The sequence below is a fragment of the Plasticicumulans sp. genome (assembly GCF_035331805.1).
GTDB lineage: Bacteria > Pseudomonadota > Gammaproteobacteria > Competibacterales > Competibacteraceae > Plasticicumulans.
The window spans coordinates 1-15,170 of record NZ_DAOLKE010000059.1 but is presented as its reverse complement, the minus strand read 5'-3'; the positions used below and the strand labels follow the sequence as shown (position 1 = coordinate 15,170).

Below are 15,170 nucleotides of genomic sequence, written 5' to 3'. Positions count from 1 at the left end.
CCATGTTGCTGATGAGCATCGGGATCATGAACGGCGAAAGCCGGCCGGGGCCGCTGCGCCGGGGCCGCTGCCCGGCGGCTCGCGCGTCGTCGATCTCGCGATCGTCGATGCGCTCGCCATCGGCGTGGCGCTGCGCCGCACCCCGCTCATTCCCGAAAGCACCGGACTGGAGACCTGACCGACATGACGACCGTCGCCGCCGCGCTGACCGCCCTGCCCGCCTGGCATGCGCTCGCCGCCCACCGCGACGCGCTCGCCGGCACGACGCTGCGCGAGCTGTTCGCGCGCGACCCCGGTCGCCACGCGCGCTACTCGCTCGAAGCCGCCGGCCTGTTCCTCGACTACTCGAAGAACCTGCTGACCGACGAGACGCTGGCGCTGCTCGTGCAGCTCGCGCACGAAACCGGCGTCGAGCGGCTGCGCACGGCGATGTTCGCCGGCGAGCCGATCAACCGCACCGAAGGCCGCGCGGTGCTGCACACGGCGCTGCGCCGGCCGCGCGGCGATGCGGTGTTCGTGGACGGCGCGAACGTCATGCCGGCCGTGCACGCCGTGCTCGATCACATGGCGACGTTCACCGAAGCCGTGCGCAGCGGCGACTGGCGCGGCCACAGCGGCCGGCCGATCGAACACATCGTCAACATCGGCATCGGCGGCTCCGATCTCGGACCGCTGATGGCCTGCGCGGCGCTCGCGCCCTACGCGCATCCGCGGCTGGCGATGCATTTCGTCTCCAACGTCGACGGCACGCATCTGGCCGAGACGCTGGCGCGCGTCGATGCGGAAACGACGCTGTTCATCGTCGCCTCGAAGACCTTCACGACCCAGGAAACCCTGACCAACGCCCGAAGCGCCCGCGACTGGCTGATCGCGCGGCTCGGCGATGCCGCCGCGGTCGCCAAGCACTTCGTCGCCGTCTCGACCAACGCCGCCGAGGTCGCCGCCTTCGGCATCGACACCGCCAACATGTTCGGCTTCTGGGACTGGGTCGGCGGGCGCTACTCGCTGTGGTCGGCGATCGGCCTGCCGATCGCGCTGTCGGTCGGCATCGGGCAGTTCCGCGAGCTGCTCGACGGCGCGCACGCGCTGGATCGGCACTTCGAGCAGGCGCCGGCCGGGCGCAACCTGCCCATGCTGCTGGCGCTGATCGGCGTCTGGAACGCCAACTTCCTCGGCGCCGGCAGCCACGCGGTGCTGCCCTACGACCAGTCGCTGCACCGCTTCCCGGCCTATCTGCAGCAGCTCGACATGGAATCGAACGGCAAGCGCGTGACGCGCGAGGGCCGCGCGCTCGACTACACCAGCGGGCCGCTGATCTGGGGCGAACCCGGCACCAACGGCCAGCACGCGTTCTACCAGCTGATCCACCAGGGCACGCGGCTGGTGCCGGCCGACTTCATCGCGCCGATCGACACGCATCACCCGATCGGCCGCCACCACACGCTGCTGCTCGCCAACTGCCTCGCGCAGTCCGAGGCGCTGATGCGCGGCAAGACCGAGGCCGAGGTGCGCGCCGAACTGTCGGCGCAGGGACTCGCAGGCGAGGCGCTCGAAGCCCTGCTGCCGCACAAGGTGTTTCCGGGCAACCGGCCGAGCAGCACGATCCTGATGCAGAAGCTGACGCCGGCAACGCTCGGCGCGCTGATCGCGCTGTACGAGCACAAGGTGTTCGTGCAGGGCGCGATCTGGAACGTCAACAGCTTCGATCAGTGGGGGGTCGAGCTCGGCAAGCAGCTCGCGAAGGCGATCGAGCCGGAACTCGACGGCAGCCGGGAACCCGGCATCCACGATGCCTCGACCGCCGGGCTGATCGCGCGCATCCGCGCCCTGCGCCAGCCCTGAGGCTGCTTCAGCCGGCCTGCACCGGCGGGGGCTGCCGGCGCCGCAGCCAGTGGCGAGCGGTCTTCGCCGGCGCGGCCGTGACCGGCTCGGCGAGTTCCGAGGGCTTCAGCAGCCCGTCGAGCCGGGCGAGCAGCGCCTGGCGCTCCGGAACCGAGAACACCACATTCAGGCGCTGGCGCACGTCGCCGATCAGCTCCGCGGCCGAGAAATACACGCCGACCGGGCACTCGGACGACGACGACCAGCGCGCCGTCGCCGCCACCAGCACGCAGGGATGCAGCTTGTCGGGCGCGACACCGAGCACCTGGGCGAGCTTCGGCAGCTGCGCGCGGCACGCGAGCAGCGGATTCGGCAAGGACTGGCGCGGCTCGCCGCGATGCGCGAGGCGCCAGGACTCCCCGCGTGCCTGGCCGCTGAGCCGGCCGCTGACCGCCAGCCCGCTGATCGCGAACACGCCGGACGGCGACACCAGCAGCTGCAGGATGCCGCTGCCGGCCAGCGCCTCGACGGCATCGAGCCGGTAGCAGCGCAGCGATCCGCCCGGGGCATCCGGCAGGGTTTCGGGCCCCTGGACGATCATGACCGGCCCGCGGCGCGCACGGCGCATCAGCAGCCGGAAGATCAGCACCAGCGCCACGAGACAGCTCAGCGCAGTCAGCCCCGCGAGCAACCAGAACAGCCAGAGCGGCATCACCTTGGCGATGGATGCCAGCAACGCCTTCATCGTATGCAGCATGTACACAGTCCTTTGCCGGGGCGGTCGGGGAAATCACAACGGCCGGAGCCGGGTCAGACCGGCGGGGCGAAGCAGAATTTCAGCATACCGGCAAACGCAAGGCGCCGGACGCCCGCAAGCGGACGTCCGGCGCCGGAGCAGCCGTGCGGATCAGCGGATCAGAGCACGGACGGGCGGCTCGCCTGCGGCAGCGGCGCCGACAGCGGCCGCTCGGTGCGCTGGGCGGTGTCGAGCCGGGCGCGCAGCGCCTGCAGCTGTTCGTCGTGAAAGCTCAGGGCCAGCCGGTCGTGCACGGCTTCGCAGGCGGACTTCGGCGACAGGAACACGGCAACGCGGCTCGGCGGCATCGCCAGGCGCGTGACGCCGGTGACGACCAGCAGCGGATGCACGCAGGCCGGCGCGACGCCGAGGCTGCGGCTGACCAGATCGGCGGCACCGTGCACGCGCGCGAGCGGATTCGGGATCGGCTGCTCGCGCCCGTGCAGCATGCGCCGCCACGGCACGGAGGCATCGATGTCGGCGAGAACCTCGCCGCTCAGCCGGGTGCTGATGATCGGATAGACCCCGCTCGATCCGAGCACGAGGTGCTCGATGCGCACGCACTCGCCGTAATCGTTCTCGAATTCGAGATCGTGATAGACGTGGAAGCCATCAGCCGGCCGGAGCTTGCGCTGCAGCATGCGTCCGAGCGAACCGTTGCGCCCCTGCTGGCGGCCCCGGAAGAAGAGCACGGCCGGCAGCAGGGCGCAGAGCATGGGCAGCAGCACGGTCAGCCAGGAAACCAGCAGCGGCATCAGCTGCGTCAGGTACGACGGGCTCTGCGGGGACATCGAGGGCAAATCCTCAGCTGCAGCGGGGTTGTTCCGGAAACGCGCGGGATTGTCATATGCCGCGCCTTGCCGCCGGGCCTGTCGACTGAAATTGTCGCAATCTTTAACGCAGGAGCCGCGCATGTCCGATGCTTGAGCACCCTTCTCCCTGCGGAGTTCCCCGCCATGCCCGTGCAGCTGCTCGTTCCGCCCCGACCAACCGATCTCGGCGGCTTCAGCGTCCGCCGGCTGCTGCCGCACCGCAGCTGCCGGGCGGTCGGCCCCTTCGTGTTCTTCGATCACATGGGACCGGCCGACTTCGCCCCCGGTCACGGCATCGACGTGCGTCCGCATCCGCACATCGGGCTCGCGACCGTCACCTGGCTGTTCGACGGCGAGATCCTGCACCGTGACAGCCTCGGCTCCGTGCAGCCGATCCGCCCCGGGGCGCTGAACTGGATGACCGCCGGGCGCGGCATCGTGCATTCCGAGCGCACCGGTCCGGACACCCGCATCCGTGGCGGCCGCCTGCACGGCATCCAGGCCTGGGTGGCGCTGCCGGAGGCCGACGAGGAATGCGAACCGGGCTTCGTGCATTACCCGGCCGAGGCGCTGCCGCAGTTCACGCGCAACGGCGTCGAGCTGATCCTGATCGCCGGCACGGCCTTCGGCGAGCGCTCGCCGGTCGAGGTCGCGATGCCGACCTTCTACCTCGAAGCCCGCCTCGCTGCCGGTGCCCGGCTGATGCTCGAGGACGAGCACCCGGAGCGCGCCGTCTACGTCGCCGAGGGCGCGGCGCGGGTGGATGTCCGCGCACTGCAGGCCGGCGATCTGGCGGTGCTCGCCCCCGGCGGCACGGTCGCGATCGAGGCCGACGGGCCGTGCCGGCTGATGCTGCTCGGCGGGGCACCGCTCGACGGACCGCGCACGATCTGGTGGAACTTCGTTTCCAGCCGCCCGCAGCGCATCGAGCAGGCCAAGGCCGACTGGCGCGCGAACCGCTTCGCCCACGTGCCCGGCGAGTCCGAGTTCATCCCGCTGCCCGAGGATTGAGCCGCCCGCAGGCCGGGCAGACGCCCCCCGCTTCGCCCCCGCCCGGCGTTGTCGCCCGCCCCGCGGGGCGTCAGGCGATCGGCAGGCCATTGAAATCAGGCCGGTCGCCAGCAGATTCATGGTCTCCGCCCACGATCGGCCCAGGATTCCCGGACATGGAACTGAACTGCCCGCACTGCCAGAGACGCAATCGCCTGCCCCCCGAACGCCTGCCTGAACTGCCGAACTGCGGTGCCTGCGGGGCACCGCTGCTCGAAGGCGGCGTGCTCGAACTCGATGCCGGCAGCTTCGACGCCCTGATCGCCCACGCCCCGCGCCCGGTACTGGTGGATTTCTGGGCACCGTGGTGCAGCCCGTGCCGCCAGTTCGCGCCGACCTACCTGGCAACGGCGAAGATACTGTCCGAGCGTTACGTGTTCGCGAAGCTCGACACCGAAGCCGAACCGGAAATCGCCGCCAGGACCGGCATCCGCAGCATTCCGACGCTGGTGCTGTTTCACGAAGGCCACGAACTGTCGCGCCGCAGCGGCGCGCTGCCGGGCCCGGAGCTGCGCCGCTGGCTGCTGATGCAGGACTGAAGTCCCGATCCGCCGCTCCGGCATCTTCGGGCCGACCGGGGGAATCGAGGCCGCTGACCGGGGTCGGCGGGCGGACCGCAGTGGGGGTCCGGCCAGTCCCGGCCCGGTGCTTCGCGGGTGGCGGCGGACGCCCGATCCGGACACCGGGTCTGGCCGGCTGTCCGGACCCCGACAGCACCGACCGTTTCCGGACGCCGGTGCGACATTGACCCGCTTGCACCAGGCCACTGACAAATAACGAGTATCAACGAATATCAGGGAATGGCACCGTTTGTGCTGCGCTGCAATACATACCGACAACAGGAGATCGCAGCGCCATGCCGAAACCGACCCGCCACGTCCTCGTCTGCACGCAGATGCGCCCGCCGAATCACCCGCGCGGTGCCTGCGCGCATCGTGATGCCGGTGCCGTGATGAACCGCTTCGCCGAAGCCTTCCAGGCCCGCGGGCTGTGGGGCAGCTACCTGCTGTCGCAGACCAGCTGCATCGGTCCCTGCGATGCCGGCACGAACGTGCTCGTCTACCCGGACAACGTCCTGTACAGCGGCGTCGGCACCGCCGATGTCGACGAGATCATCGAAGCCCACGTGCTCGGTGGCCAGCCGGTCGAGCGCCTGCTCGCCGCGCCGCAGAACTGGTAAGCCCCGCCTGCAGACGACCGGCCGCTCCCCGTGCCCTGCGCTGCTGCGACGGGCTCCGGGTGAGCGGCCGGATTTTTTCGGGATTTTCCCGGGCTCCTTCAGGGGTGAGCGGCCGGGCGGGAAAGCGGCCGGACGTTCAGGCGCGACCGGCGGCCGGCACGCAGTCGGCCGGCAGGCAGCTGGCACTGGCCGCACGACGCGGCATCAGGTTCAGGAACACGTTCAGCGCAAAGGCGAGCACACCGCCGAGGATCGCGAACTCCGAGGCCACCAGCGCCGGCAGGGCCGCGCCCTGGCCGAGCAGCAGGCCGGTCAGCGCCAGCATCATGACCGGCAGCGCCAGCGCGAACAGCCAGAAGTGCACGCGCGCACAGCGCGTCGTCGCCGCCTGCGGATAGACCGCGTAGATCAGCCCGGCCAGCCCCAGCGTCGTCCAGCCGAGCAGGTTCAGGTGCGCATGCACCGGGCGCAGCGTGAAGTCGTGGCTGGCGCCCATGGCGATGCCGAGCACGACGCCGGCGAGCAGGTAGACGACGGCGAGCTTCAGCCAGCGCACGCCGTGGACGGTGGATTCGGCGCGGGCATCGAGGGCGGTGAGGGTCTGCATGATGGAACTCCGGATCGGACAGGTTCGGGAAAGGCCTGGAAAGGTCTGGATCAGGTTTCGGGAGGCATCCGTGCCCGCGCACCGGCTCGCGGACCGGGCGGCTGCGGATACGGCCTGGTCGGCAAGTCCCGGTACGGAGCCGGTTTTCTGCTTCGGGCCGCAGTGCGGGACGGATTCTGGCTGCAGGGGCCGGGCGATACATCCGGCCCGCGCCGTAGTGCAGCGAATCTTCGGATTCCTTTAGGAAACTTTTAGGATCGGCCGCTCAGCCGGCCTCGGCGGCGGCAATCTCGACCAGCTGCAGCGGGCGTCCGACCTGCAGTTCGAGCCGGCCGCGGCCGGTGCGCGCCAGCCGCACGCAGGCCTCGTGCTCGGCGAGCCGGCGCGACAGCAGGATCAGCCGGGCTTCGAGGTTGTCGCTCAGGCCCGGCAGCCGGATGCGCGGGTCGACGCGCAGTTCACGGTTGCTGAAGCTCGTGCGCCCGAGCGCGACGTAGTCGCCGAGCAGCGTCCAGAGGATCGAACCGGCCACGCCCTTGATCAGGTACTGGCCGTCGAGGAACACGCTGTCGTTGGCCGCGTAATGACGCACGGTCAGCGGCGCTGCATCCGCAATGGGCGCCGGGCCGGCAGCGGGCGGGGCCGGGGCGGCGGCGCCCTCCTGGGCATGGGCTTCGAGCTGCAGCAGGCGCATCGCGGTGCCGAGCAGGGCCGCGCAGGCAACCAGCAGGTCCTCGTCGTCGTAGCCGAAGCGCAGGTCCTCGGTGCTCTCGGCGTACAGCACGCCGAGCAGCCGGCCGCAGGCGCGGATCGGCACGGCGATCTGGCTGCGCGAATCGGCGAGGCCCGGCAGCGGGATTTCGGTTTCGAGCGCATCGAGCAGGCCGCCGTCGGCGGCCGCCGCGCGGATCGCGCGGCCGTAGCCGTATTCGGCCGTGGCATGGCCGATGCGGACCGGCGTGCCGACGCGCGCGGCAACGCCGATCAGGCCCTCGCCGAGCGCGATCTCGGCGCCGATGCCCGAGGCGCCGTAGCCGCGGCTCGCGAGCGTGTACAGGCGCTCGCCGGCTTCATCGAGCATCAGCAGCAGCCAGTGGCGCACGTCGAGTTCGCGCTCGAACACGGCCAGCGCGCCGGCGAGCAGCTCGTCGAGTTCGGTGTACGCATTCAGGCTTTCCGAGCAGGCGCGCAGCACCGCCAGCGGCGAACGCCGCGGCGCGGGTGCGGCGAGTGCCGGGCCGGGCACGCGCTCGATCGACAGCACGCGATAGACATCGGAGCCGAGCAGCCGGAACACGCCGCTCATGCCGGTGTGCGAGGCGATGCCGGCGAGCTTCGCCTTCATGCGCTCGAACAGCGCCCCGCCGGTCTCGGTGCGCAGGTAGTGCAGCAGCAGGCGGTGACGCGCGCCGGTGCGCGGATGCGTGACGATCAGCCGCGCGACCGGATGCGCGAGCACGTTCTGCCGCGTGCGGTTGAAGAACTGGTACGACAGCGCGACGTGCGCATCATCGACGTACTCGACCTGCGACAGATACGCGACGTTCGGCTCGCCCTCGGCCGAGCAGGTGGCGAGGATGGCCGGGATCGCGCCGTCCAGACAGTCGCGGATGGCATCGACGCCGCTCACGGCGCGTGTCCCTCGCCGCCGGCGGCCACGAGCAGCGCACCGGCTGCCGGCCCCGGCGTCTGCACGAAGGCCGCATGCGGCGTGAAGTCGATCGCGGCGAGATCCTCGTCGGTCGCGGCAACCAGCATGGACATGACCGCGGCCGGGTAACCGAGCGCTTCGAGGCCGCCGACGAAGGCCGCCCGGTAGCGCGCAACGCAGTCGCGATCCCCGGCTTCGAGGGCGCCGATGCGGGCGTCGCGGGTCTTGAGCTGCACCGTGCGGTGCGTCGCCGGCAGGCTGCAGACCATCGCCAGCGTCGCGTTCGCCGCCACGTCGGCGAGCAGCGCCGCCGAGGCGCTGGCCGCGAGCCAGACGCGCAGCCGGCGGCGGTCCGCCGATACCCGGCAGCCGAGGCCGCGCGTCAGGTTCGGCACCAGCCCGGCACCGCAGCTGCCGAGGCTGATCGATACCGCTCCGCCGATGAAATCCGCCAGTTCGGCGGCGAGCGGCAGCACGGCAGGCGGGTGCGGGCGGACATCGGGACACATGGCGGCTACCGCTTGGTCGGCTTTTCTGGCGACAGCGTAGGTGCTGGCCTGCGCGCCTGCGCCGGGTCGCGGCGCAGGCGGCTGTCAGCAAATCTTACACATGACAAAAATTGTTCCGCGACGCTTGCCGTGCTTGTGCGCCGATATAGTGCCGGACAAACAGATTGCGACCTGCCCGCAGAAACATCCGGGGGTCGTGCAATGCAGCAGGACATGCAGATGAATTCGTGATTTCCGGAAAAACCCGGGCTGCCATTCAGAAAACCGGGACGGAGCCGATGAAGCCGTCACGGCATCGACTGCATGCCGGCAATCCCTGATCTCAGGCGTTTCAGATATGTTCCGGACGAATAAGCATGAGCACGGGTGGAGCCATTCGGACATTGCAGCACTGGTTCAAAAAGCGGCCGGCCCCGGAGGCCGGCGAATTCCGGGACCGGCACGATGCGTCAGCCATGACGATCGGACATGACATGCGAAATGATGCGAACGGCCGGACGCAGGCCGAGGCACTGCGCAGCATCTGCCTGCGCGTGCTGCCCATCTGGATCCGGCACATCGAGAGCGTGCGCACGCAATCGGAAACGGCGGTATCGACGCTGATCGCGCGCTTCACCGGGCTGATGGACACGCTCGGCGTGGCGATCGCCTCGGCCGAGTCCGGCGCCGACGGCAGCCGCGAGGCGCTCTCCGGGCTGCTGCGCACCGGCGAGCGCCGTCTGCTCGACCTGCTCGACACGCTGCGCGCCGCCAACGACAACCGCGATGGCGCGCTCGCACCGGTGCTCGGGCTCGGCGCGCGCACCGACGAACTGCTGGAGATGGCGCGCACGGTCACGACCATCTCCGGCCAGACGCGGCTGCTGTCGCTGAACGCGACGATCGAGGCCGTGCACGCCGGCGAGCACGGCCAGGGCTTCGAGGTCGTCGCCCGCGAGGTGCGCAGCCTCGCCGCGCGCGCCAGCGAGGCCGGCACGCGCATGGAAACGCGCATGCGCGAGATCGGCAGCGTGCTCGACAACGCCTCGGCCGTGACCGGCGAATGCCTGGCCGCCGACCGCCAGACCCTCGCCGATGCCGACCGCACGCTGCGCGGCGTGCTCGGCGAGTTCGGCGAGGTTTCGGGGCGGCTCGCCGAATCGACCGCGGCGCTGGTCGGCGTCAGCAACAACGTGCAGGGCGAGATCGCCGAAGTGCTGGTGGCGCTGCAGTTCCAGGACCGCACCAGCCAGATCCTCGCGCACCTGTGCGGGGCGATGCAGACGCTGCAGCGCCTGCTCGAACAGGGCACCCCGGACGCCGCGACGCTGGAGCAGTGGTTCACCGAACTCGAGAGCGCCTACACGACCGTCGAACAGCTCGAACTGCACCGCGGCGGTCCGGTGAAGGCCGATTCCGGCGGCGAGATCACCTTCTTCTGACGAACTTCTGACGAACGCGCGCTTTCCGGCCGGTGCGCAGCAGGAAATCAGGAAACCGGAAGTCACCAGATTCGGGTCGTCGCCCCGGCGACGCCCCCTCAAGAAACCGGATCACGATCCGATATCACCTGCAGACGGATGCGTCATTGCAGCGCATCCGGCCGCTTCGCCATCTGACGGCAACAGGAGTGAATTCCCGTGGCTAACAAGAACATCCTCGTCATCGACGATTCCGCCAGCCTGCGCCAGGTGATCGGCATCGCTTTGAAAAGCGCCGGTTATGACGTGGTCGAGGCCGTCGACGGCAAGGACGCACTCGGCAAGCTCGACGGACGCAAATTCCATCTCGCGATCTGCGACGTGAACATGCCGAATCTCGACGGCATCGGCTTTCTGAAAGCCATGCGCGAGCTGCCGAATTACAGATTCACGCCGGTGATCATGCTCACCACCGAAGCCGGCGAGGACAAGAAGCTCGCCGGCCAGGCGGCCGGGGCACGGGCCTGGGTGGTCAAGCCCTTCCAGCCGCAGCAGATGCTGGCGGCGGTCGCCAAGCTGGCGCTGCCCTGAGTCCCGCCGCCATGTTCGCGCTCGATCGGGATCACGACGCCGACGGCCCGCTGCTGCGCCTCGGCGGCGAGCTGACCATCTACCACGCCGGCGAACTGCGCCGGGCGCTGCTCGACGACTCCGCCGCCCACGCCACCGTGCGCACGCTCGATCTGTCGGGCGTCGAGGAATTCGATTCGGCCGGCCTGCAGGTGCTGCTGATGGCCCGGCGCGCGGCCGAGCGCGCCGGCGGCCGGCTGTGCCTGCGCAACCACAGCGAGGCCGTGCGCGAGGTCATCGACCGCTACGGCCTCGCCGCGCATTTCGGTGATCCGGTGCTGATTCCGGCCGCCCGTGCCGATGCCCGCGGAGAAACGCGATGAACCTCGATCTCGAACTCGCGCGCCAGACCTTCCTGACCGAGAGCCGCGACCTGCTGGTGGCCTTCGAGGACGGCCTGCTCGCACTCGAGGCCGCCGGCGACGGCGTGCCGGTCGATGCCGAACAGATCAACGCGGTGTTTCGCGCCGCGCACACGATCAAGGGCTCGGCGGGGCTGTTCGGCTACGACGCCATCGTCGCCTTCACGCACGTCGTCGAGAACGCGCTCGATCGCGTGCGCGCCGGCACGCTGGCCTGGACGCGCCCGCTCGGCGGGCTGCTGCTCGACTGTCGCGACCACATCGATGCGCTCGTCGCCTGCACCGCCGAGCGCGGCGAGACGCCGGACGCCGCGATGCGCAGCCGCGATGCCGAGCTGCTCGCAGCGCTGCAGCAGATCCTCGGCGGGCAACCGGCCGCTGCTGCCGTGCCGGCCGGCGTCGCCGCGGCCGAAGTCGAACGCTGCGCCGGTGATTGCGCGAGCGCCGACACCTGGCACATCTCGATCCGCTTCGGCACGAACGTGCTGCAGAACGGCATGGACCCGCTGACGGTGCTGCGCTACCTCGGCACGCTCGGGCGCATCGTGCACGTGACGACGCTGCTCGATGCGCTGCCCGAGCCGGCGGCCTTCGATGCCGAGCACTGCTATCTCGGCTGCGAGATCGACCTCGCATCCAGCGAGGACCGCGAGACCATCGCCGGGGCCTTCGAGTTCGTGCGCGCCGACAGCGTCGTGCACATCCTGCCGCCGCACAGCCGGCTGGCCGAATACGTCGAGCTGATCCGCTCGCTGCCCGAGGACGACGCCCGGCTCGGCGAGATTCTGGTCGCCGGCGGCGCGCTGACCGCCGAGGAGCTCGATGTCGCGCTTGGCCGTCAGGCCGCTGCCGACCTGCAGGCGCCCGGAGCGCACCGCCCGCTCGGCGAACTGCTGGTCGATCAGGGCCTGGTCGCGCCGGCCGTGGTCGAGACCGCGCTCGACAAGCAGCAGCGCGCCCGCGATCCGCGCAGCAGCGGCGGCGAGCAGCGCCAGCTGCGCATCCGCGCCGACAAGCTCGACGAACTGATCAACCGCGTCGGCGAACTCGTGATCGCCAGCGCCGCGACCGCGCTGCTCGCGCGGCGCAACAAGGACCCGGAGCTGCACGAGGCGACCGCCGCGCTCGGCGCGCTGGTCGAGGCGATCCGCGACAGCGCGCTCAACCTGCGCACGGTGCCGATCGGCGAGACCTTCGCGCGCTTCCGGCGCGTCGTGCACGATCTCAGCCGCGAACTCGGCAAGGACATCGAGCTGGAGCTTTCCGGCGAGGACACCGAACTCGACAAGTCGGTGGTCGAGCGCATCGCCGATCCGCTGACCCACCTCGTGCGCAATTCGCTCGATCACGGCATCGAGCCGGCCGAGGTGCGCATCGCCCACGGCAAGCCGGCACGCGGCACGCTGCGCCTCGACGCCCGCCACGACTCCGGCAGCATCGTCATCGAGGTCAGCGACGACGGCGGCGGCCTGAACCGCGAGCGCATCCTGGAGCGCGCCCGCGAGCGCGGCCTCGTGCGCGCCGGCGAAACCCCGGGCGATGCCGAGACGCTGAAGCTGATCTTCGAGCCGGGCTTCTCGACCGCGCCGGCGGTCACCAGTCTTTCGGGCCGCGGCGTCGGCATGGACGTGGTCAGGCGCGCGATCGAGGCGCTGCGCGGCAGCATCGAGCTCGAATCCGAACCCGGCCACGGCACGACGGTGCGCATCCGCCTGCCGCTGACGCTCGCGATCATCGACGGCTTCCTGGTCGGCGTCGACGGCGCGACCTACGTCGTGCCGCTCGACAACGTCGTCGAATGCGTCGAGCTCGCCGGTGCGACGGCGCGCGAGGCCGAGCGCAACGGCTACCTGAACCTGCGCGGCAGGGTGCTGCCGCTGCTGCGCCTGCGCGCGCACTTCGGGCTCGCCGGCGAGCCGCCGCGGCGCGAGAACCTGGTCGTCGTCAGCTACGCCGGCCTGCAGGTCGGGCTGGTCGTCGACCGCCTGCTCGGTGAATTCCAGACCGTCATCAAGCCGCTCGGGCGCCTGTTCACGCAGGTGCGCGGCTTCAGCGGCGCCACGATCCTCGGCTCCGGCGCCGTCGCGCTGATCCTCGATGTCCCCGGCCTGATCGCCGCCGGCCAGCAGGCGGCACGTTCCGTCCCCGGCCTCGCTGCCTGACGCCTCTCACGCCTTCCCCCCTTCCCCCGCCAGAGCGCAAGAACCGGCCGCGCAGACGACCGGCACCAAAGGAGTCACCACAGATGCAATTCCTTGCCCGGATGAAGATTTCCACGCGCATGACGCTGGTCATCGCCTTCATGCTGACGCTGCTCGCCGGCCTCGGCGGCTTTGCGATCCAGCAGCTCACGCACTTCAACCGCATCGTCACCGACGTGGCCGAGAACTGGCTGCCGAGCGTGCAGACGATCTCGGCGATGGACACCGCGGTCTCGGTGTTCCGCATCCGCGAGTTCAAGCACGTGCTGACCGAAGACCTGCCGGGCATGGACAAGGTCGAGGCGATGATGGGCGAGTCCCTCGACAGCTTCGAGAAGAACCGCAAGGTCTATGCGGCGCTGATCTCCTCGCCCGAGGAACAGATGCTGTACGACGAATTCTCGAAGCAGTGGAACACCTACCTGGCCCTGCACGCCGAACTGCTTCAGCTGTCGCGTGGCAACCGCACCGCCGAAGCGCGTGAACTGATCAACGGCCGCATGTTCGACGCCTTCCAGAAGGCCACGGCCGACCTGCAGAAACTCGTCGACCTGAACGTCAACGGCGGCAATGTCTCGCGCAAGGAAGCCGCCGAAACCTTCCAGAACTCGCGCGACACGATCCTGTTCGCGCTCGGCGGTGCCTTCGCGCTGGCGGTGCTGGTGTCCTTCCTGACCGTGCGCAGCATCTCGCGCCGGCTCGGCGATGCGCTGGCCGTCACCCGCCAGCTCGCCGGCCAGGTCAGCTCGACCTCGCATGCGCTGTCGCAGGCCACCAGCGAGCAGGCGGCCTCGGTCGAGGAGACCTCGGCGGCGATCGAGCAGATGGCGGCCTCGATCACGCAGAACAGCGAGAACGCCCGCGTCACCGACGGCATGGCGCAGCGCGCCGCCGAACAGGCCGCGGCCGGCGGCGAGGCCGTGCGCCAGACCGTCACGGCGATGAAGAGCATCACCGAGCGCATCTCGATCATCGACGACATCGCCTACCAGACCAACCTGCTCGCGCTCAACGCCGCGATCGAGGCCGCGCGCGCCGGCGAGCACGGCCGCGGCTTCGCAGTGGTCGCCGCCGAGGTGCGCAAGCTCGCCGAGCGCAGCCAGGTCGCCTCGCAGGAGATCGGCGAGCTCGCCGGCTCCAGCATGGCGGTCGCCGAACAGGCCGGGCGCCTGCTCGACGAGATCCAGCCGGCGATCCGCCGCACCGCCGATCTGGTGCAGGAGATCGCCGCGGCCTCGTCGGAGCAGTCGACCGGTGCCGGCCAGATCAACAGTGCGCTGGCGCAGATGAACCAGGTCACGCAGCAGAACGCCTCGGCCTCCGAGGAACTCGCCGCCGCGGCCGAGGAGCTGAACACGCAGTCCGGCCAGCTGCAGCAGCTCGTCGGCGGCAGCGCCGGCACCGGCCTTCCGGTCGCGGCCCGCAGCACGGCCGGCCCGATCGCCCGCGCCCGGCAGGCGGCCGGTGCGCTGGTGCAGGGCGCAAGCCATGACCACGACGGCGACTTCGTGCGCTTCTGAGAGCCGGAGACCTGCGTCCATGAGCAAGGCCCTGACCGCTCCCCGCTCCGCCGCCGTGCCGGCGGCGAGTGCCGAATCCCGGCAGTTCCTGACCTTCGCCGCCGGCGGCGAGACGCTGGCCCTCGGCATCCTGCACGTGCGCGAGATCATCGAGTACGGGCGCGTGACCGCGGTGCCGATGCTGCCGGCCTTCGTGCGCGGCGTCATCAACCTGCGCGGCAGCGTCGTGCCGGTCATCGACCTCAGCGCGCGCCTCGGCCGTGCGCCGAGCACGATCGGCCGGCGCAGCTGCATCGTCATCGTCGAGCTGCCCGAGTCCGACGGCGAGCGCCGCGAACTCGGTCTGCTCGTCGATGCGGTCAGCGCCGTCATCGACATCCCCGAGATCGAGCCGCCGCCGAGCTTCGGCGCGCGCATGCGCCCGGACTTCATCCTCGGCATGGGCAAGCTCGATGAGCGCTTCGTGGTGATCCTCGACCCGACGCAGACGCTGTCGCTCGACGAGATGGCCGCGCTTGCCGGCAACCTCGATGCCGGGGTGAACGGCGCATGAACACCGGCAGCCGTCGCCAGCCCGGCGCTGCCGCGGCCCCGCCGCGCGCATGGCGTCCGGCGGGGCCGCGGCAGCGCC

15 protein-coding genes are annotated in these 15,170 nt (G+C 70.5%); 10 read left to right on the top strand and 5 right to left on the bottom strand.

The window, feature by feature from the left end:
- Nucleotides 1–183 precede the first annotated feature (183 nt).
- Nucleotides 184–1,842 (top strand): glucose-6-phosphate isomerase, encoded by a 1,659-nt coding sequence (gene pgi / locus PKE44_RS06560; RefSeq protein ID WP_324549275.1) that lies wholly within the window; start codon nt 184–186, stop codon nt 1,840–1,842.
- Between the two features lie 7 nt (nt 1,843–1,849).
- On the opposite strand, the gene PKE44_RS06555 is transcribed toward pgi, so the two are convergent.
- Complete coding sequence (locus PKE44_RS06555; RefSeq protein ID WP_324549273.1) at nt 1,850–2,578, bottom strand: hypothetical protein; 729 nt, start codon at nt 2,576–2,578, stop codon at nt 1,850–1,852.
- A gap of 158 nt (nt 2,579–2,736) precedes the next feature.
- Nucleotides 2,737–3,408, bottom strand: coding sequence for a nuclease-related domain-containing protein (locus PKE44_RS06550; protein WP_324549270.1), 672 nt, complete (start codon nt 3,406–3,408; stop codon nt 2,737–2,739).
- A 165-nt stretch (nt 3,409–3,573) separates the two neighbouring features.
- Here PKE44_RS06550 and PKE44_RS06545 point away from each other — a divergent pair, with 165 nt between their 5' ends.
- The 3 genes from PKE44_RS06545 (at nt 3,574) to PKE44_RS06535 (ending at nt 5,659) form a co-directional block, all read left to right on the top strand.
- A complete protein-coding gene (locus PKE44_RS06545) occupies nt 3,574–4,440 on the top strand; it encodes a pirin family protein (RefSeq protein WP_324549268.1) in 867 nt (288 codons plus the stop codon).
- 155 nt (nt 4,441–4,595) lie between these two features.
- Nucleotides 4,596–5,018, top strand: a complete 423-nt coding sequence (gene trxC / locus PKE44_RS06540; protein ID WP_324549266.1) for a thioredoxin TrxC — start codon at nt 4,596–4,598, stop codon at nt 5,016–5,018.
- 317 nt (nt 5,019–5,335) lie between these two features.
- Nucleotides 5,336–5,659 carry a (2Fe-2S) ferredoxin domain-containing protein gene (locus tag PKE44_RS06535; RefSeq protein WP_324549264.1) on the top strand — a complete coding sequence of 108 codons (324 nt, stop codon included), beginning with the start codon at nt 5,336–5,338 and terminating at the stop codon, nt 5,657–5,659.
- A 136-nt stretch (nt 5,660–5,795) separates the two neighbouring features.
- On the opposite strand, the gene PKE44_RS06530 is transcribed toward PKE44_RS06535, so the two are convergent.
- The 3 genes from PKE44_RS06530 to PKE44_RS06520 all read right to left on the bottom strand — a co-directional run bounded on the left by PKE44_RS06530 (nt 5,796) and on the right by PKE44_RS06520 (nt 8,426).
- Nucleotides 5,796–6,266: a cytochrome-c oxidase gene (locus PKE44_RS06530; protein ID WP_324549262.1), complete on the bottom strand. Its 471-nt coding sequence runs from the start codon at nt 6,264–6,266 to the stop codon at nt 5,796–5,798.
- Between the two features lie 265 nt (nt 6,267–6,531).
- The gene (locus tag PKE44_RS06525) at nt 6,532–7,896 is read right to left on the bottom strand and encodes a GAF domain-containing protein (protein ID WP_324549259.1); all 1,365 of its coding nucleotides are present in this window, start codon (nt 7,894–7,896) and stop codon (nt 6,532–6,534) included.
- Entirely contained in the window at nt 7,893–8,426 is a 534-nt protein-coding gene (locus PKE44_RS06520) for a hypothetical protein (RefSeq protein ID WP_324549256.1), read from the bottom strand. The genes PKE44_RS06525 and PKE44_RS06520 overlap by 4 nt, the downstream gene beginning before the upstream one ends.
- A 473-nt stretch (nt 8,427–8,899) precedes the next feature.
- On the opposite strand from PKE44_RS06520, the gene PKE44_RS06515 reads away from it, so the two are divergent.
- The 6 genes from PKE44_RS06515 (at nt 8,900) to PKE44_RS06490 (ending at nt 15,092) form a co-directional block, all read left to right on the top strand.
- Nucleotides 8,900–9,847 (top strand): methyl-accepting chemotaxis protein, encoded by a 948-nt coding sequence (locus PKE44_RS06515; protein WP_324549254.1) that lies wholly within the window; start codon nt 8,900–8,902, stop codon nt 9,845–9,847.
- Between the two features lie 198 nt (nt 9,848–10,045).
- The gene (locus PKE44_RS06510) at nt 10,046–10,417 is read left to right on the top strand and encodes a response regulator (RefSeq protein WP_324549252.1); all 372 of its coding nucleotides are present in this window, start codon (nt 10,046–10,048) and stop codon (nt 10,415–10,417) included.
- Nucleotides 10,418–10,428: 11 nt separating this feature from the next.
- A complete protein-coding gene (locus PKE44_RS06505; RefSeq protein WP_324549250.1) occupies nt 10,429–10,779 on the top strand; it encodes an STAS domain-containing protein in 351 nt (116 codons plus the stop codon).
- Nucleotides 10,776–12,980 (top strand): chemotaxis protein CheA, encoded by a 2,205-nt coding sequence (locus PKE44_RS06500; protein ID WP_324549248.1) that lies wholly within the window; start codon nt 10,776–10,778, stop codon nt 12,978–12,980. The genes PKE44_RS06505 and PKE44_RS06500 overlap by 4 nt, the downstream gene beginning before the upstream one ends.
- 83 nt (nt 12,981–13,063) lie before the next feature.
- Nucleotides 13,064–14,539, top strand: a complete 1,476-nt coding sequence (locus PKE44_RS06495; protein WP_324549246.1) for a methyl-accepting chemotaxis protein — start codon at nt 13,064–13,066, stop codon at nt 14,537–14,539.
- A gap of 19 nt (nt 14,540–14,558) precedes the next feature.
- A complete protein-coding gene (locus PKE44_RS06490; protein WP_324549243.1) occupies nt 14,559–15,092 on the top strand; it encodes a chemotaxis protein CheW in 534 nt (177 codons plus the stop codon).
- Nucleotides 15,093–15,170: the final 78 nt, after the last annotated feature.